Here is a 19783-nt window from a genome sequence, read left to right on the forward strand (position 1 = left end):
ATGTCGTTATCAAGTATGATTCTAATTGATAATGATATTCAATTCAAGAGTATATTTCAGAATTTTTTTATCAAATAAAATTTTTCTTTTTTTCTTTCTTTTCTTTAATCTAGTTAAAAGTACACTAGAAAAATTCTTGTTTTCAAACTAATTACCTACTTTTATTAATCCATTTTTTGATGGATTAATAAAAAGGTACACCAAATGAGGTATACCTTTCCCTATGATATGTTTACATAATACTATTATATGCATCAATCTATATAGCTGTTTGTTTTTGTAACAAATTCAAATCTCTCCAACAATACGCTGTTTCTTCTACCTTTACTCTCTCTAAAAATTTCGTATCAATTTTTTCAGGGTTGAATTTTTCATAAAACTTTTTAGAAGGATTATTCGTAACGACCCAAACTAAAAGAGATTGCATATCATTCTTTACACATTCTGATAGTAACGCTTGAAATAACTTTTGGCCTATTTTCAATCCTTGATACTGTTGTAAAAGATAGATTGCATATAATTCCCCATCACAATTATATGCACCGCTTCTTTCAACTCCCCCATCAATAAATCCGACTATCGTTCCATTTAACGTCTCTGCTACAAATCTATATTGGCATGTATCTTCTTGTTGAAAAATGTTTTCCCATTGTTTTTCTCGTTGCTCATATGTTATATTTTCTAAAAATTCGTCAGCAAATATACCTTTATACGTTGTTTTCCAGCTATCAACATGCACCTTTGCTATACCTCGTATATCATCTTTTATAGCTCTTCTAATATGTATTTCCATCATTTCTCCCCCTTGTTATTCATCATTATATCAATTTATTTCCTTAAAAATCCAAATAAAAAGAGTGAATTCACTTCACTCTTTTTTATCACAATTATCTACTTTCCACTTCAACTGAAACTACTCGATCAATCTCTTTCAGGGAACTATATAACTCTGTTGTATATAAATCTTCTGGAGCTAAAATAACCATTTCCAATTGCTGAAATGCTCCACTATCTATATCTTTAATTTTCACGCGTTTCACATGCATGCCTAAATTTTTAATTTGCTTAAATATACCATCTAACTCATGATGCTCTTTAACAGTAATTTTTATAGATAAATCCTTTTGTCTTAATGAATACGGTCCTGCAATTTTCACAAGTTGCGGAAGTACATTAATCGCTAAAATAATTAAAACCATAGCAACTGTCGCTTGTAAATAAAATCCCGCACCAATTGCGATCCCTAAAGCTGAAGCAGCCCACACCATAGAAGCTGTTGTTAATCCAGAAATAACATCATTACTTCTTCGTAAAATGACACCTGCGCCAAGAAAACCAATTCCACTAACAATTTGAGCGGCCAGTCGCATCGGATCCATATTTGTATGTCCTGGAACAGAATATACATGCACAGATTCAATTGAAACCATCGTAATTAAACAACTTGCTACAGAAATAACCATACTTGTTTTCACACCAAGTGGTTTATTCTTTAGCTGCCTATCTATCCCGATGAATAATCCTAAAAAGAGTGCTAAACCTAATTTGAGTAAAAATTCATATGACATATTTCCATTCTCCTTACTTTACAATGTTTCCCTTAGAATAACTCACTATAACTCTTTTATGATATCAATTCCAGTCTTTTCTATTCATTTAACGTAAAAAACCGAAAAAACATTTATAACGATGTTTCTCCGGCTTTTTATTACACTTTAGATTCTTCTTTATTTCTGATCTTTAATCTTAATTTCTGCATCTTTGTAGAATGCTAATTTACTGTCATTATACTCTTTTGTAAATTTGTTAAACTGCTCTTTCGACTTTTGTGCTTCCACATTTAATTCATTAACAGTTTTAACTTTTTCACCGATTTCTTTTAATTTCGTTTCTTTTACTTTTAATTTTTCATACAGTTCTTTTTCAGTCGCTAACACTTTCGTGTAATTTTCATTCATCTTTTTGAATGCATCATAACGGTTTTTATACGACTCTTCTACTGCTTTTGCTTGTTTTTGTAACTTCTTATCTTCAATCTTCTCTATATTACTTTGAACAGATTTTGTTTCCTTCTGTGCTTTTTCTAACATTTCTTTTTCACTTTTCAATACTTTTTCACGATCATCTACATTTGCAGTAGCTTGCTCTATTTTCTTTACAACTGCTTCATTATGATCTTTACCTTCTTGCAAAATTTGAGCATATAATTCTTGCCCTTGTTTCTCTAACTGCTCTAATTTTTTTGCTTCATCCACTAAAGATTTTTCTTGTGTTGCTGCTGTTTCAAAAGCTGTATATAGATTTTCTTCTGGCTTTTCACCGAAACAACCTGTTAAAAGTCCTACTGATAATACTCCTACTACTGCTACTTTTCCATACTTCAACGTTCATTCCTCCATTACATACGGTTATCATGCCAGAGGTTCACTGGGAAGTGATTCTCTTCATGATAAGCTTCAAACTCATAACCCTTTTCTTTTAGCCCCTTTAAAATTGCTGGCACAGCAGCAACTGATTGCGGGTGAATATCATGCATTAAAATTACTTCTTGTGGTTTTGTTGCGTTTGTTAATACATTTTGAGCAATTTGTGCTGCAGCTGCATCAATTGGCATTTTATTGTATTTCCAATCTGATGAATCAATTGTCCAATCCCATACTTTAAATCCGCTTTCTACCACTTTATTTCGAAGACCTTCATTCAATCCAGGCATCGAACCATATGGAGGACGTGTTAATTTAGGTGATTTCCCAATAATATTAGCGATTAAACCTTGATCTTCTTTCATCTCATTTACATACTCGCCATTTTTATATAACTTTGCGAAATTATGTGTCATACTATGCATGCCTACATAATGACCCTCAGCATTTTCACGTTTCACTAAATCAGGAAATTCTTTGACATTCGCTCCAATTAAAAAGAACGTCGCCTTCGCATCATGTTGTTTTAGCGTATTTAATAATTCAGCCGTATATTTCCCTGGCCCATCGTCAAATGTAAGATAAGCAACTTTTCTTTCTTTTCCATTAAAACGACTTGGTGCCGTTTTATTCATTTCAACTTTCGGCTGTTCACTTGCAAGCTGCACTACATTTTCTTGTTTCGCAACAGCTTTTGCTGGTGAAGTAATTGATTGGAACATGTAATACCCAATAGCTACTGCGGCAATCGCTATTAAAACGACTACTATTTGTTTAATTTTTAAAGCTTTTTCCATTCTATCGAATTCCTCTCCCTATTAATCTTATATATAAATCGCCCAATATAATTATACATCTATTTATTTTTATTTCACCATGTAAACAGATTTTTTTGTATTATACTGGGAGTTTTATCAAAAGTATTGTTCCATGTGCTTATAAGACTCAACGTATCTCCATGAAGATCCACCATTTTTTGACGATAGCTAAACCATATTTTCACCTATTACATAATTATTAATCTGGCAAAATAGCTGGTCAATATATGATAAATGATCTTTCGCAATTACTATCTCTTCATCTTTCACCTTAATCGCTTCAATGTGTATGAATATGTAATTGCATTTTGAACAGTCTTTCTTTAACCTGTTTCAATTTCCACCAATTCAATTGTTCTATAAATAGTGATAAATTGAATTTCCTTTCCTTCAACTTTAGGAGCTAATTTCCAAATAGTCCCCTCTAGTATATCGTATAATTACACCTTTTGTTTATATAAATTAAAATGATTTTAGTATAATTTTTCTAGAACAAAAAAACGTTATTAAAAAGTTGCTAATCCACTTCAAAAAAAAGATTGGCAAAAGCCAATCTTTTTTTATTATTCGTTTCGAACTGATTTTGGCGTTACACCTAAATGATCATTTAATTTTTTTGAAATATCTTTTATATTTTTTTCATTTGGAATGTAATAATAAATACCACCGATACGTTTATCTGTACCTTCTATTTGCATTTTTTCCATTTCCAAATTAGTTCCTGCCATATTTTTTGTAATGGCAAGCATATCGTCAAATGTTAAGTTCGTTTTCATGTTTTTATCAACCGCATCTAGTAAAGAGCCCATTTTGCTAATTGATTGAACAGACATCGCTTTTTTGGCAATTGCTTCTATTACAAGTTGCTGTCTCTGTCCACGCATTGCGTCACTATCAATTTTACGCGTTCTTGCAAGTGCAAGTGCTTGTTCTCCATTTAAATGTTGGTAACCTTTTTCTAAATGGATCATACCAGCTTGGTCTTTACTATCTTGTTCAGTGAAAGTAACTGGTACATCAATATCAATACCACCAATTGAATCGACAATTTGTACGAATGATTCAAAGTTAAACTTCACATAATAATCAACAGGGACATTTAAAAATCTTTCCACTGTATCGCGTGTGCTTTCTACGCCACCAAATACGTGAGCATGAGTAATTTTATCTAATTTTTTTCTAGTTGGAATATAAACACGTGAATCACGTGGAATACTTACTAGCTTAACAGACTTATCATCTTTATTAATTGTTGCTAATAAAAGTGCATCTGTTCGAACTGCTTCGCCATATTGGCTTTTTCTCATTTCACTTCCATCTACACCCATGATTAATATTGAAATATTATCCTTTAAAGGTTCAACTTCTTTATCACGCTTTGATGACTTTTCAATTTTTGCATATGCATCATTTACAACTGCTTTTGCTTTATTATATATAAACGAACCATATCCTACTCCTCCAAAAATAAGTAGGAAAAATGGAATTAATATGAACCATTTTATTGACTTTCTTTTAGAACGCTTTTTATTACTTCTCGTATTTTGTTCTAATTCAGAGCTCATACCCATTCGCCTCTCTTTCTCTTTACCAAGTATAATGTAAGTCTATTTATCTTCATATTGAATTTCCTTTCATTAACCTTACAATTTTGTAAGGTTACTACTTAAACCCAATATGTATTCCATTTCACATTATACTCTCGTACTTATTTTTGGCAAGTCACTATTTACCAATTTCAAAAATTTAGCACTTCGCAACATGCAAATTTATAAATTCATTAACTCTTTCATTTTAAATTAGGATATCTTTTTCCAGATAAACGATATGAATAAAGAGTCCAGCTAATAATAAAACCTCTATGAATACAGTATATTTCACGTTATTATTTCTCAAACGGCGTATACATGCTTTTCTTCCCCTGATTATCAATAAAAGCCGACTTTGCTTTTATTTTCGTTTTTTCTACTTCCATGTCTTCATTTGAGAAGTTCACAATGATTTTAATATCTTTTCCATAAGAAACAGATTGTACTAGCTTATCTTCTGACAAATACGCAAAATTCGTCATCTCTTCTTTTACTGCTTTTTCATGAACTTCATTCCAAACTTTTAGATGCTCTGTAATTTCTTTTTTATGTTTATTCCACTCTACTTCATCTAAATGGTACAACGGAGGAACATTATACAATAATTCAGACAGCATTCGATTTCCAACTTCATCTTTTACCTTTAAACTTCCCCATTCCCAATGATGCGTTGTAATAACGGAATCATTGTATACTAATTTATATAATGGTACCGAATATACTGGATTTAAATATACTTGTTTATATTCTTCTTTCAATGGTACTTGTTTTGCATATTTTTCGGGAACATTTTGATTTGGTGACCAATATCCACCGACATAATACGGACTTGTTTTATTTTTCCGCATATCTTCATCGTCCCATTTAATAACAGGTGTTTCAATTCCGTGTGCAAATGCAATCGTACTACTAGCAAAATCATTTCCACCTTCAGAACCAACGACCATACCCTTTTCTTGTGCAATGTAGTCCATTCGTTTTAAACGTGCTTTTAAATCTTGCTCTTGTGTCGTTATATGTTTCGCTGAATAGTCATCGTAAATTTCACCTGTCGCATCACAATCAATAAACCATGAATTATATTTAGGACCATTTTGTAATATATCATTCATGCGTTCCTTTACACTAGGCAGCGATAAAGTCGGGTTTAACTTGCGACCTCTGCCTAAAAAGCCTTGCACCTTTTCTCCGTTTTTCTTCGTTACAGTAGCCTCTTCGTATAATGATGGGTCATTAAAGGATGCTGTGTTCCAATTTTTATCACTTTTTTCGTGAATGGAATGATATGAATCATACGGACCAACTAAATACCCCATTTCCTTCGCTTTTGCCACGAAATTCGGTTGCATAAATCCTTGTTCCCAGTTCGGCAGACCAATCCACGCTTTTTCTATTCCGGCCTCTGTCATTTCCTTTAGTATGTCCGTTCCATCTGCATTACCCCATTTACTTACCTCTTCAACCGCATCGCCAAGTAGCGACTTTAATAAATGCTTATTTAAGCTATACAATTCTGTATTCGTTAAGTGACCTACACCTTTCTTTAATAGCACACTAGCTTCCTGGTCAACGTTTTGAAAAATATCCTCTTTATAAAATTCCTTCATGGATAATACTTCGTTTATATAACGTAAAATAACATTTTTTTGATACTTATCAATGAAATCTTGTTTACTTACTTGATCTAATACATTCAGTTCCCCAGGCTCTGAACTATTCTTTTGAATAAGTTCTTTTATATGACTAAACAGCGGGCTATTTATTTGCTCCCTTAGTTTTGGCCAATTTATATTATTTTCTGATAAACCATTTTGATTCCAAAAATAAAAATGCGCCGCTCCATATAACTTTTCGATTTCTTTATTTTTTCTAGCCTTTTCTTGTAATGTTTTAAATTCACCTTTTCGAACAATATCATCCTTATACAGTTTAGCAATGCTTACCGCATCATTATTTGTCACATATAATTGAAATCCATATGTTTTATTTTTATTTATGCTCGGAAATTCATGTGTAAAATCAAATCCTATTTTCGGATCCGAATGAAATTTCAATTCATTATTAAACATATTGTTTGCAATATATACAATTGAATATTTCGAACCATTTAATGCGAAAAACTTCATAGAAAATGATTCAGCAAATGAATATGCATCATCCTTTAAAAACTTCTTCCAATTCTCATCATTGCTCGGAATTTGCTTACCCTCCCATAACGGAAGTGTATAATTTTCAGCTTCTACTTTCGGCCATGTAAAACTTTCTGCACCAGTCGATTCCACTTCAATGTTTAAGTGGTCTTTTTTCTTTTCTAATTTTATTTTTACTTTTTGATCTGGATATTCCCACGATGTACGATCCTTTTCTTTTTTTACATTCGATACCTTCATTTTCGGTAGGGGTTGTGATGCCTGTTCCTTTACACCGTCATGTTCTACAGTTACTGTGAATGTTTCTGGATTTACATCATAAGTAAAATCTTTATACGTCGCTTTCTTTATTTTAGACTCTTGTACAGCATTACTACCTTTTACGTCACAACCGACTAAAGTCGAAAATGGCATAGTTGTTAGAAGACATATCGCTATCATTTTTTTCATCCTCTGCACCTCCACCAATGAATATACAGGTGGTTTGTTACAGAAATGTGGCAAAAAATAATAGAGCTAGCATTTTGCTAGCTCTATTTGGAGTATTAAAAGTTGATATGAACAACTATAATTCGCTTAGAAGATATGTAATACAGTAACTGCATTTTTTCTCAACAATTATGAAACTAAACAAATCAAAATTTTAACAAGCATTCTTTAACTGAAAAAATAAGTGTATACAATGTATCCTAAAAGTAGTACTAAAATGATTATCCCTGTACCTTTCCAATTCATACCGCCGGCTATATCAACTAGACTACCTGCTTCCGCTCTATTGAGTCCGTCATGTAAAGAACCCGTAGGATTACTTTTTAATTCACTTTGTCTCATACGCTCTCTTTTTTCTTCTGGTGACTCTTTATTCATTTAATCACCTCCAAAATGAATGCACTCTTTACTTACATTATTCAAAATCAACATTTGTTTTATATTTTTTTCCGAAAAAACCCAATTTAAAATAGGTTTGCAACGTAAAGAAAGCTAGCCATGCCAGCTTTCTTTATAATCCAATATGCTCTTCCTTATTTACAATAATACCTTTATGGTCGATTTCAAGCTCACATACTTTCATATCTGTAAATACTCTCGCTAATTGCTCAGCGATTTCTTGACGTTTCTCATATGGCGTTAATATAAAAATAGATGGTCCCGCACCGCTAAGTGCTGTGCCGTACGCACCAAATTCTTTTGCGCATTTACGAATAGATGGTAATAACGGTACGAGTTCTAAACGATATGGCTCGTGAAAATGGTCTCTCTCCATCATTTCACCTACAACTTCCCACCGCTTTTGACATAATGCAGCTACTAATACGTTACTTATCGCACTAGCTTTAACTGCCTCATGAAACGGAAACATCTTTGGTAATACAGATCGACTTTCATCTGTATTTAATTCTTCATTCGGAATAAGAGAAATTACCCCTAATTCCTTGCTCTCAATTCTTACGACGGAAATATCCTTTCCATCAAGTGCTCCGATTACAGTTCCACCTAATATAGAAGCAGCAACATTATCAGGATGTCCTTCAAAATTTGTAGCAATTTGAACTTTTTGATCAGCAGTTAAGTTCAAATCACCTAGTTGATTCGCAACCTCTATCCCAGCTACAATCGCTGATGCACTACTTCCTAGCCCTCTCGTTAATGGGATATTGCTAGTAACTTCTATTATATGGGGTGATATAGAAGGACATACTTTACATGCCGTGCTAACGATTAAATTTTTATCGTCTGTCGGAATTGATTCTTCAAAGGAATGGATTACTTGCCACTTATCAGCTTTTTCTTTAACCACCACATCTAAATACAATGACAAAGCTATTCCAACTGAATCAAATCCAGGACCAACATTCGCCGTACTAGCAGGGACACGAACGCTTAATGGTATCACGACATAATCACCCCTTTAATATGATCTTTAATTTGTTCTATATTATTTGACAAACTTGCGATGTCTAGTTGATTTGAAGAAATAGCGATATCAGGATCCTTCAAACCATTTCCAGTTAATACTGCAACAACTGTTTCTCCCTCTTTGATTTTTCCAGATTGAACATGTTTAATTACGCCGGCTAATGAAGCATTTGATCCTGGTTCAGCGAAAACTCCTTCAGTTTTTGCTAATAACCTATACGCATATAAAATTTCTTCATCTGATACCATATCTATTTCACCACAAGACTGCTCGGCAGCCTCTACTGCATACGACCAACTTGCTGGGTTACCAATGCGAATTGCTGTTGCAATTGTTTCAGGCTCTTCAATTACATGCCCTTTTACAATTGCAGCTGCTCCTTCTGCTTCAAAGCCATGAATTCTTGGCTTCTTATAACCTTTTTCTTTCTCATATTCACAGAAACCTTTCCAATATGCTGTAATATTTCCTGCGTTCCCAACAGGGATAGCTAGAACATCTGGTGCATTTTGCAATTGGTCACAAATTTCAAATGCTGCCGTTTTTTGCCCCTCAATTCGATAAGGATTTACTGAGTTTACTAACGTAATCGGCTCTTCTGCAGCAATATTTCTTACAGCCTTAAGTGCATCATCGAAATTCCCTTCTATTGAAATAATTTCAGCTCCATAAGCGACCGCTTGCGCTAATTTCCCATGTGCAATCTTTCCTTCAGGTATGACGATTATACATTTCATCCCAAGACGTGCCGCATATGCTGCAGCTGATGCTGATGTATTACCTGTTGATGCACAAATGATTGCTTCTGAACCTTCTTCTTTCGCCTTAGCAACTGCCATCACCATACCACGATCTTTAAAAGAACCTGTCGGATTCGCTCCTTCGTACTTACCATATAGCTGAACCCCTAATTGCTTTGATATATTTAATAACGGAATAAGAGGTGTGTTTCCTTCCATTAAGCTCACATCAGGTGTTTTTTCATTCACCGGTAAATAAGAAGCATACTGTTTTAATAGTCCTTTATACATATTGTTTTTCCTCCTCAATAATGTAGTAACTGTTTATTTCACTTGCGACAGCTTCTATCGCTCCTAAAACTCGTTCGAATTGATACTTGGAAGTTCGATGTGTCACAACAACAACTTCTGCCAGTTCACGGTTTAAAGGTAATTGAATAACTTCTTTTAAACTTACAGAATAATTAACGAAACATTCTGTTATTTTTTGCAACATCCCAGGCTCATCTCGTAATGAAATACGCAAGAAATATTTCGAAACTACTTCTTCATCACCTTGTAATTCATAAGGAACTGGTTCTTTTAACGCACTTTTATTTTTCGGCACTTGATTCATATTTTTAACGATGGAAATAATATCACTTACTACAGCAGAACCAGTTGGCAACTTTCCAGCTCCAGGTCCGTAAAACATTACTTCTCCTACCGCTTGACCGTGAACATATACTGCATTAAATTCATTATTTACATTCGATAATGGATGACGACTTGGTAAAAGTGTCGGTTCTACACTTAAATGAATGGCTGATCCTTGTTTTTCTGCTTTCCCAATTAACTTCATAGTAAATCCTAACTTTTCAGCCATTTGTAAATCTTCTTTTTCGACCTTTCGAATCCCTCTTACTTGCACATCATCTAATGAAACATTCATCGAAAAACCTAAGTTTGCAAGAATTGCTACCTTTCTCGCCGCATCTAGTCCATCTACATCTGCTGTCGGATCCGATTCTGCAAAACCTAATTTTTGCGCTTCCTGTAAAGCCTCTTCATAAGACCACCCATTTTGACTCATTTTTGTTAACATATAATTTGTTGTACCATTTACAATTCCCATTATTTTTTCAATTTGATCTGATGCTAGCCCGTCAGTTAGTCCTCTTAACACTGGAATACCGCCTGCTACGCTCGCTTCATAACATAAATCACAATCATTATCATTTGCCAGTTGAAGAAGCTCTGCACCATATACAGCCATTAAATCTTTATTTGCTGTTACGACATGTTTTTTATTTTCTAAAGCCTTAACAATATGCTGTTTTGCTTCTTCAATTCCGCCCATTACCTCTACTACAATATCAATATTTGAATCATTTAGAACTTCATCTGCATGACTTGTGACTGCAATTCCGTCAATACAAACATCGCGTTCTTTTTCCAAATCACGTACAACGACTGTTTTCACTTTCACTTCGTATCCTGTATCAAGAGCGATTTTTTTATAATGTTCTTTCAAAATATGAACAACACCACTTCCGACCGTACCTAAACCTAATACCCCAACATTTATAACGTTATTCATCTTCTAATCTCCTCCTAAAAGTTTAATTGTTACACCTATAAATCACCTTATTCTGCTCTTTGGCCATGCAGGTGGTGGTTATTTCCGTACGTACAAATTGTTTCATGTTACAAGCACCTCCTTTCAAAGTAATAAAAAAACACACTCATCCCTAGGAAAGGGACGAATGTGTTTTCGTGGTTCCACCCTTGTTCCAATCTAGACGTATCTCCTTCTAGATTGCTCAAGTTCAGATAACGGCTGATACCGTCAATAATTACTAGATTACTCGTTCACTATTGAAGTTCAAAGGTGGTAAAATCATTTCTCGTGTTAGGAAGCTCACACCCTTGGCTTCCCTCTCTGTAAACCGTAAAAATGATTTCTTGTCCTTATCGTTACTTTTTCGTTCATGTTTATTTGTTAACTCATTATACTCGCATAAAAAACAAAATCAACAATATTTTTCAATTATTTTAAATTTTCGGTCTCAAAAACTATAAAAAAACACACTCATCCCTAGGAAAGGGACGAATGTGTTTTCGTGGTTCCACCCTTGTTCCAATCTAGACATATCTCCTTCTAGATTGCTCAAGTTCAGATAACGGCTGATACCGTCAATAATTACTAGATTACTCGTTCACTATTGAAGTTCAAAGGTGGTAAAATCATTTCTCGTGTTAGGAAGCTCACACCCTTGGCTTCCCTCTCTGTAAACCGTAAAAATGATTTCTTGTCCTTATCGTTACTTTTTCGTTCATGTCTATTTGTTAACTTATTATAGTTATCAACTTTTTAAAAAGCAAGCCTATTTTTACTAACTATTTTCAAGAACTTTTTTTATTATATTTTACAATAGCATTATGCAACCGCCACTCAATTTACCTATTTTGTTATTTCTCCAGTTTATAAATCAACGGTTCATATATAAAGTGAAACTTTAATCAGTGGGGATTTTGTTCATCCCCACTGATTATTAGTTGAACCAATCGGGCTTTTACGGGCAGTTGATACCCACCTAACTTCTTTACTTACGCTGAATTTTAAGGTAGGGGTCTTACTGCCCGTTAATGCGGGATAAGTTCCCCATTCTAAAACCCGTACATATCCACCTTACAAAACTATATCAATAAAATTTTCAATACAATCTTTTTGTATAACTTTCTTCTAAAGAACGTGCAACATCTTCTTCTGAAGTATTCACTTTCGCATGCTCCAGCAACATTTTTGCTGCTGAAGGTAACTCTTTTTTATTTAACCAAGATTCTGGATCCCACATCTTAGAACGAATAAAAGCTTTTGCACAATGAATATAACACTCTTCTATTTCAACAACAATTCCAAGCAACGGATTACGTCCATTCGCCTGCATTTCTTTCAAAACTTCTTCGTCGTTTGTAATATACGCTCGGCCATTTATCCGGAGTGTCTCCCCAAGACCTGGAATAAAAAAGATTAGTCCTACACGTGGATTTGAAATAATATTCAAAATGGAGTCTATACGACGATTGCCCGGTCTTTCTGGAATGATAATTTTATTATTATTTAATACGTATACAAATCCAGGTGCATCTCCTCTCGGCGAAGCATCACACTCTCCTAATTTATTTGCAGTAGATAATACTAGAAAAGGAGATTTAGACAGAAAATCTACGCAATGGTGGTCTAATGATGAAATAACTTTCTTTAACGCTCGCTCACTTGGTTGCCCCAATATTTTCCGTAACTCTTCCTCTGTTGAAATAATCGATTTTATTTCCATACGCTCTATCTCCACTTATAACTACTCCTTTTTCTTTATTTTCCCAAAATTCAATACAAATATTGTATAATAAAATTTGAGGAAAGGGGAATTAAAATGACAGAGTGGTTAACAATATTTGATCCTGAAAGAAATACACTTGGGAAGAAATTACGTGACGAAGTGCATCGTGACGGTGATTGGCACGAAACATTTCATTGTTGGTTTGTAGAAAAAGATGCTGAAGATATGTTCTTATATTTCCAATTACGCTCTAAAAATAAAAAAGAAGCTCCATGTATATGGGATATTACTTCAGCTGGACATATTATGCATGATGAAGATGTACAAATTGGTGGCCTTCGTGAAATCGAAGAAGAATTGGGGCTTTCCTTTCAAACTACTGATTTAATATACAAAGGCATCTTTAAAATAGATTATGAAATTTCAAATCTTACTGATCGTGAATTTTGTCATATGTATTTTCACAATGTCAACAATCCACTTCCATTCGCACCAGGTGAAGAAGTAGACGATGTGATGAAAGTACATACAACTCCTTTTCTACAACTATTAAAAGGAGAGATTTCATCTTTAACGACGATTTCAGTCCTAAACAATAAACCGATTACGATAACATTTGAAGATATTTATCCGTATGATCTTGCATACTATGAATTTGTTGTTGAACAAGGAAAAGAACTACTAAAAAATAATAGTTTGTAAATATAATAGGACTCCTATCTATCGTTGACTGAGAGTCCTATTTTCCTTATCATCATTGTTCAATTGTCTTTAATCTCTTCTCTACTCGCCTAAATAAGTGAATGATTAACAATACCATGACCGCCATAATCACTGCTGTTGTATGTGGATATCTAAACAGTATACTAATAATACTTCCAATTAACATCATGATGAATCCGTTTTGCTTCATCACTTCTGCACTATACCTATTACCCGCATCCCATAATTCCTTATTTTTCATGGATCGTTTCGTACGATAACCATATGCTGCGTTAATATCCGTTGGTGGATTTTTTTGAAGGATAATTGCAGCAAGTATAAATATAACACCGATCAATATGCTTATTCCTACGTTTACTAATGCATAGATCAATTATACCCCCCCTAACTTACACCCTCATTATACGACACGACCCCTTTTTTTCCAATTTATAACGCATTCAATTTCTTTCTTTTGATGTCTGGAACATACTCGGAAGTGTTACAAAACGTGCCCCTTTCGTTTTTAACTGCGGAATGATTTTGTCTAGTGCATCTACAGATCCTTGTAGATGCCCACCCGGTGTTGAATGCTGAAGGATGACACTTCCTGGAAATGAATTCCCTAATACATTATTTGTAATCGTATCAGCGCTTACACCTTTCCAATCAACTGTATCAACACTCCACTGTACAATCATAAAATTTTGCTCTGTCGCCCACTTCAATTGATTTTCAAGTATTTCACCGTATGGCGGACGTATAAACTTTGGTGCATAACCAGCTAAACGATTTAATATTTCTTCTGTTTTTATAATTTGATTACGGTACTCATCCTCATTTACTTTCGCTAAATTTGGATGACTATACGTATGATTACCAATTACATGCCCTTCATTTGCAATACGCTTTACTACGTTCGGAAATTTTTCTGCGTTTTCACCAAGTAAGAAAAAAGTAGCTTTTACATTATGTTGTTTTAACTTATCTAATATTTTTGGCGTGAATTCTGAATCTGGTCCATCATCAAATGTAAGAGCTACTTCCGCTTTATTATACGGTCCTGAAAATGCGTACGCATATTTTTCAACCCATGAAAATGGTGTCCACGATCCACGATCATCTACTTTCATTTGTACTTCATAGCTTTGAGGGATATATGCGTATGGCAATGCGCTTATATATTCTCCATAATAAAGTGAGTTATATGGCATATAAGCATACGAAACATCTCGTTCTAGTCCCCATTGATATGGAGCAAACATTTCTGGCGAATAAAAATAATACATGATAAAAAACCTCCCTAAATTTTCATATGTGATTCATCTGCACTTTGTTAGAGAAATTGTTATTCATAAACAAAAATAAGACTGTCCTTAATTAGGACAGTCTTACTGCTTTATATTATTAATAAATTGATGTACTATCTTTTGGCAAAGCTTTCACATGTTTTAAATAGTTCGTCACTTTATCATCATCTTGCGGATATTGATATTCATATGTGTTAGCAATTTCGTTCGCCACTTCTCTAAATAAATCACCCATAACAAAGAATGACTCCCACATATTTTCATATTCTGCATTAGAAAATGTCCTTTTAAATTGCTCCCACATATCTTCTTCAATATATTGCTCGAAATGCTTTCCAAACTTCCCTGTATTAACTGTAAAGTCTGTTTTCATACCAATATACCATTCTAGCATTACGATGAACATATCTCGCACTGGTCCTTCAAGCATTCCTTTTGCATAAGAAAGTTCCTCTCGCCATAACCCTTTTGCGATATTCGTACTACACCACCAAAATTCATTACAACAATCTAAAAACTCTTTTTCTGTAGGCTTTTTTACTAAGTAATCTTTATCACTTGCTGGTGGGAATTCTTCCAGACAATTATCTTTATCAAGAAGCAGTTTACTTAAACTATCTTGTCCAACGAACTTTTTTATTAACTCAACTGGAACTAGCGTTAAATCAATCCGATTCCCATCCATGAACTGCATTAAATACGGAAACTTTCCATCTTCATCTGGTTGAACTAACGACATTTCTTCTGGCATTTGTACTATCATTATTTCTCCAAATCTATGAACCCAATTATGATTAGACGTAAAAGATTGTATATCATTTACAACATACATAATATCATAGTCTTGAAAACAATCTCTTTTCACATTTGGATTTACACGCGATCCATTCATGATAACTGCTCGAATTCTTTCATCCTCTATTGCTGTATTTATAATTACGTCTAACATTTCTTTTTCAGTTCTCATCTACTCACAACCTCCAATTTTTTAATATATAATATAGTGCTATACTGGAGGGCCACGAGCTAATCTCGTTATACACGATACATGTTATAATTTTTCAAACATCTTTTTCATTCCACCTGTCTCCTTACATCATTCTTTTACGATTGCCATTACAAATCCATCGTATCCCTTACTTCCGACAGTTTGAAGCGCTGTAGCACTAACACGTGGCTCTGCAGCTATTAATTCATAGAAACGACGTATCCCTTGTACACGAGGATCGTTACTAGTATCATTAATAACTTCTCCTTCACGTACTACATTATCTCCAATAATTACGGTACCAGGGCGTGATAGTTTCAGTGCCCATTCAAAAATAAGTCGGATTATTTTGTTTATCAGCATCTATGAAAATAAAGTGAAACTTTAATCAGTGGGGGGTTCATCCCCACTGATTATTAGTTGAACCAATCTTATTAGTTGAACCAATCGGGCATTAACGGGCAGTTGATCTCCCACCTAACTTCTTTGCTCCAGCCGACCTTTGAGGTGGGAGTCTTACTGCCCGTTAATGCGGGATAAAATCAAAAGGTTCATGCTTCTCATTTTCTATTTGTTGTAAAGAATCTAACGCTAATCCTGTTCGTATTTCAATTTTATCATTCAAATTAGCACGTTCAATATTGCTACGTGCAATTTCTGCATGTTTTTCATTTGCTTCCAATGTAACAACTTGGCCTCCAGATGGTAAGCCCCTTGCAATCCATATCGTGCTATATCCGCCTGGAGTACCAATTTCCAAAATGTTTCGAGCTCCTTGAATTTGTACTAATAGTTGTAAAAACTTCCCTTGCGTTGGCGATACATCATGTGCCGGTAAATTAGCTGCAGCATTCGCTTGAAGGACCCTTTCTAATGTAGAATCTTTCGGTATTAATACATCACTCATATATTGATCAACAGCCGTCCATTTCTCAATTGTACTCATGTAAATACCATCCCTTTCAATTTCCCAACGCTTTCTACCATTCACTTTTAATTATACCGAAAATTCTGTCTCAAATACAAAAAATAAAGAAGGGACATCTCCCCCTTACAGAATAGATATCCCTTCTTTTAAAGTTAAATTTAATTCCTATGGATTAGTAGACCAAAGCCCAGCAGATTTAATAAATGTACGTTTATTTAATTTTAGCTGCGCTACGATAAATTCTGCAATATCTTCTGCTTGCATTACTTTATCAGGGTTTCCATCAGTTAATCCTAAATCTACAGCCATATCAGTTGCTACTGTACTTGGTGTTAAAGCTGTTACACGAATGTTATGCTTACGAACTTCCATCGCTAACGATTCAGTTAAACCAAGAACACCAAATTTAGAAGCACTATATGCACTTGTTACAGGTGCACCTTTTTGTCCTGCTGTAGATGAAATGTTAATGATATCACCAGATTGTTGTTCAATCATGCTCGGTAAAGCAGCACGAGTTGCATAGTATACACCCATTAAGTTTACTTGAATGATTTTTTCCCAATCAGCAACGTCTAGTTCTAAAAACTTACCAAACTTAGAAATACCAGCGTTATTAATTAAAATATCGATAGATCCTAAACCATTTTTTAACGTTTCAATCGCAGTAGTCACTTCTTCGTATGAAGAAACATCAGCAGTTGCAATAACAGCTTTTACGCCTTCTGCTTCTACTTCTTTCGCTACAGCTTTTAAGTTTTCTTCTGAACGAGCTAATAGGCCTACATTTACGCCTTCTTTCGCTAATGCAATTGCGACAGCGCGACCAATCCCTCTACCTGCTCCTGTAATTAAAGCATTTTTGCCTTGTAATAATTCTGCCAAGTATAACACTCCTTAATCATCTCAGTTATGTATTATATTAAAATTGTATCTATGTTTATGTAAAAAGGCAATGATGCACTTTCATGTGCGTAGGTTACTTGTAGGTAACTATAGAAAATTACTATGCATTCATTGCACGTATTTATCATTATTCATGCAAAATAAAGACACCCTCCTCATAAAAGAGTGTCTGCGTATGAAATAAAAAATGGTTCTTTATCACTACACTATTTTTCTTCATAATTAGGAATACGCACAATAAATTCAGTACCTTTTCCTTCCTCACTCTCCACTTTTATCTCTCCTTGATGAAGATCGAGTACTTTCTTTACAATAGCTAAACCTAAGCCACTTCCTCCAGAGGCACGATTTCGTGAAGAATCCGCTTTATAAAAACGCTCAAAAATATGTTGTTTCTGTTCTTCTGATATACCAATTCCTGAATCACAGATACGCACTTCCACTACTGTCTCATGTTCCTTTAACTGAATAGTAATTGTACCACCGCTTGGAGTAAATTTAATGCTATTATGAATTAAATTAATCCACACTTGACTCATACTTTCTTGGTCTGCAGTTACATGGACTTTCTCTAAATCAAGATCTAATTCAATTTCTTTTTCAGCCCAGAGTGGTTCACTATTTAACACAATTTGCTTTAACTGTTGATCTAATCGATAGCTCACTCTCTCTGGTGTATACTCTTCGGATTCTAAAAGAGTTAGCTTTAGTAAATTTTGACTTAGTTTAGATAATCTCGTTGTTTCAGTTTCAATAATTGTAAGATAATGCTTTCTTTTTTCCTCAGAAAGATTATCGTCTTGTAGTGCTCTAGCAAATCCTTTTATAGAAGTTAATGGTGACTGTATTTCATGAGAAACATTTGATACAAATTCTTGTCTCATTTTCTCCATCGTATTCAGTTCATCTGTCATATCATTTATACTTTTTACGAGCACGCCAATTTCTCCATCATACTTTTCTTCATTTCGTATTTTTACGGAGAAGTCTCCTTTTGCAATTTTTTGTATCGGTTCAATAATAGTCCAAATCATTGCCTCTCGTTTTGGCCTCATTAATATTCCAATTAATGTCCAAATAAGAATAATAAATACAAAACCGACCATATCACTAATTAGAAAGGCAACAAATGGCGATACGTTTACGTCAAAAGCATTCAATATACTAGTTGCTACATAAAATGCGATAGACCAAATGATAGTAAGAAAAGAAAAGAGCGCTAATACCGCTCCAAATACTTTCAGCATCTTCAACTTACTCATTCGTTTTCTTTTTCTCATTTACTTACCTCTAAGCGATACCCTAATCCTCTTATCGTTTTAATACTAAATTTCGACTGCTCTTCTTGAAACTTCTCACGTAACCGATTAATATGAACGTCTAGTGTACGTTCATTCCCTTCAAAATCATATCCCCATATTTCTTCAATTAATTGCTCTCTCGAACAAGTTCTTCCCGATTTAGACCCTAAAGTAAAGAGCAGCTCAAATTCTTTTAACGGTAACGTAACCGTTTGTTCTCCAGATGTAACTTCGAATGTTTTACGATTTAATAATACATTTCCAACTTGAATCGATTGTGAAACTGTAATTTGGTAACGTTTCAATAATGCCTTTACTCTCACTACTAGTTCTATAGGGTCAAATGGCTTTACAAGATAATCATCTGTCCCAAGGTGAAATCCTTTTACTTTTTGTGATGTTTCCCCTTTGGCAGTTAGCATCAGAACCGGGATATCATAGTATTTTCTTAATTCAAAACATACATCAAATCCATCCATATTTGGCATCATGATATCAAGAATAACCATATCGACTTTTACGTCATCCATTTTCCGAAGTGCATCTACTCCATCAATTGCCTCATATGTTTGAAAACCTTCTCGTTCTAAAAATACAGAAACGAGTTCCCTAATGTGTGGATCGTCGTCTACTATTAAAATTTTAGGTATCAAAGGAACCATTTCCTTTCTACTTAGCATCTAATAT

18 protein-coding genes, 2 pseudogenes and 2 other annotated features are annotated in these 19783 nt (G+C 34.2%); of the genes and pseudogenes, 1 reads left to right on the top strand and 19 read right to left on the bottom strand.

The annotated features are described in order from the left end of the window. Positions 1–259: 259 nt before the first annotated feature. From DN403_RS23685 to DN403_RS23735, 11 genes are all read right to left on the bottom strand, one after another. A complete protein-coding gene (locus DN403_RS23685) occupies positions 260–793 on the bottom strand; it encodes a GNAT family N-acetyltransferase (RefSeq protein WP_000402427.1) in 534 nt (177 codons plus the stop codon). Positions 794–887: 94 nt separating this feature from the next. Then, positions 888–1568, bottom strand: coding sequence for an MgtC/SapB family protein (locus DN403_RS23690; RefSeq protein WP_000119510.1), 681 nt, complete (start codon positions 1566–1568; stop codon positions 888–890). A gap of 159 nt (positions 1569–1727) precedes the next feature. Beyond that, the gene (locus DN403_RS23695; RefSeq protein ID WP_000873575.1) at positions 1728–2384 is read right to left on the bottom strand and encodes a YkyA family protein; all 657 of its coding nucleotides are present in this window, start codon (positions 2382–2384) and stop codon (positions 1728–1730) included. A 14-nt stretch (positions 2385–2398) separates the two neighbouring features. Next, entirely contained in the window at positions 2399–3220 is an 822-nt protein-coding gene (locus tag DN403_RS23700; RefSeq protein ID WP_000409486.1) for a peptidoglycan-N-acetylglucosamine deacetylase, read from the bottom strand. A 584-nt stretch (positions 3221–3804) separates the two neighbouring features. Further along, the gene (locus tag DN403_RS23705) at positions 3805–4806 is read right to left on the bottom strand and encodes an LCP family protein (RefSeq protein WP_002083270.1); all 1002 of its coding nucleotides are present in this window, start codon (positions 4804–4806) and stop codon (positions 3805–3807) included. A gap of 320 nt (positions 4807–5126) precedes the next feature. Further along, a complete protein-coding gene (locus DN403_RS23710) occupies positions 5127–7430 on the bottom strand; it encodes a glycoside hydrolase (protein ID WP_000738097.1) in 2304 nt (767 codons plus the stop codon). A 207-nt stretch (positions 7431–7637) separates the two neighbouring features. Next, positions 7638–7847, bottom strand: coding sequence for a DUF6366 family protein (locus tag DN403_RS23715; RefSeq protein WP_001031477.1), 210 nt, complete (start codon positions 7845–7847; stop codon positions 7638–7640). Positions 7848–7980: 133 nt separating this feature from the next. Continuing rightward, complete coding sequence (gene thrB / locus DN403_RS23720; RefSeq protein ID WP_000612685.1) at positions 7981–8874, bottom strand: homoserine kinase; 894 nt, start codon at positions 8872–8874, stop codon at positions 7981–7983. Further along, positions 8871–9929, bottom strand: a complete 1059-nt coding sequence (thrC, locus tag DN403_RS23725) for a threonine synthase (RefSeq protein WP_000276426.1) — start codon at positions 9927–9929, stop codon at positions 8871–8873. The genes thrB and thrC overlap by 4 nt, the downstream gene beginning before the upstream one ends. Continuing rightward, complete coding sequence (locus tag DN403_RS23730) at positions 9922–11217, bottom strand: homoserine dehydrogenase (RefSeq protein ID WP_001066894.1); 1296 nt, start codon at positions 11215–11217, stop codon at positions 9922–9924. Before DN403_RS23730 ends, thrC begins: the two co-directional genes overlap by 8 nt. A gap of 155 nt (positions 11218–11372) precedes the next feature. Beyond that, positions 11373–11604 (bottom strand) — a binding site (T-box leader). Positions 11605–11719: 115 nt separating this feature from the next. Next, positions 11720–11951 (bottom strand) — a binding site (T-box leader). Between the two features lie 383 nt (positions 11952–12334). After that, entirely contained in the window at positions 12335–12973 is a 639-nt protein-coding gene (locus DN403_RS23735; protein WP_000402143.1) for a pyridoxamine 5'-phosphate oxidase family protein, read from the bottom strand. 81 nt (positions 12974–13054) lie between these two features. Here DN403_RS23735 and DN403_RS23740 point away from each other — a divergent pair, with 81 nt between their 5' ends. Beyond that, positions 13055–13663 (top strand): NUDIX hydrolase, encoded by a 609-nt coding sequence (locus DN403_RS23740; RefSeq protein ID WP_000141348.1) that lies wholly within the window; start codon positions 13055–13057, stop codon positions 13661–13663. A 52-nt stretch (positions 13664–13715) separates the two neighbouring features. Here DN403_RS23740 and DN403_RS23745 read toward each other — a convergent pair whose 3' ends face one another. The 8 genes and pseudogenes from DN403_RS23745 to hitR form a co-directional block, all read right to left on the bottom strand. After that, complete coding sequence (locus tag DN403_RS23745) at positions 13716–14054, bottom strand: SdpI family protein (protein ID WP_025989011.1); 339 nt, start codon at positions 14052–14054, stop codon at positions 13716–13718. Positions 14055–14124: 70 nt separating this feature from the next. Beyond that, on the bottom strand, positions 14125–14952 hold the full coding sequence (locus DN403_RS23750; protein WP_000291206.1) for a peptidoglycan-N-acetylglucosamine deacetylase: 828 nt from the start codon (positions 14950–14952) through the stop codon (positions 14125–14127). A gap of 118 nt (positions 14953–15070) precedes the next feature. Further along, on the bottom strand, positions 15071–15940 hold the full coding sequence (locus DN403_RS23755) for an aminoglycoside 6-adenylyltransferase (RefSeq protein WP_001258547.1): 870 nt from the start codon (positions 15938–15940) through the stop codon (positions 15071–15073). Between the two features lie 129 nt (positions 15941–16069). Continuing rightward, positions 16070–16337 (bottom strand): annotated as a pseudogene (locus tag DN403_RS23760) (O-methyltransferase); the annotation flags it as partial. Positions 16338–16502: 165 nt separating this feature from the next. Continuing rightward, a pseudogene (locus DN403_RS23765) lies at positions 16503–16907 on the bottom strand (O-methyltransferase); the annotation flags it as partial. Between the two features lie 147 nt (positions 16908–17054). Further along, positions 17055–17774 (bottom strand): 3-ketoacyl-ACP reductase, encoded by a 720-nt coding sequence (locus tag DN403_RS23770; RefSeq protein WP_000818985.1) that lies wholly within the window; start codon positions 17772–17774, stop codon positions 17055–17057. A 227-nt stretch (positions 17775–18001) separates the two neighbouring features. Next, positions 18002–19075 (bottom strand): envelope stress sensor histidine kinase HitS, encoded by a 1074-nt coding sequence (gene hitS, locus DN403_RS23775; RefSeq protein ID WP_016077844.1) that lies wholly within the window; start codon positions 19073–19075, stop codon positions 18002–18004. Further along, positions 19072–19749 (bottom strand): envelope stress response regulator transcription factor HitR, encoded by a 678-nt coding sequence (gene hitR / locus DN403_RS23780; protein WP_000612415.1) that lies wholly within the window; start codon positions 19747–19749, stop codon positions 19072–19074. Before hitR ends, hitS begins: the two co-directional genes overlap by 4 nt. Positions 19750–19783 lie beyond the last annotated feature (34 nt).

It is taken from the genome of Bacillus sp. AY2-1 (assembly GCF_008368965.1).
Lineage (GTDB): Bacteria > Bacillota > Bacilli > Bacillales > Bacillaceae_G > Bacillus_A > Bacillus_A thuringiensis_S.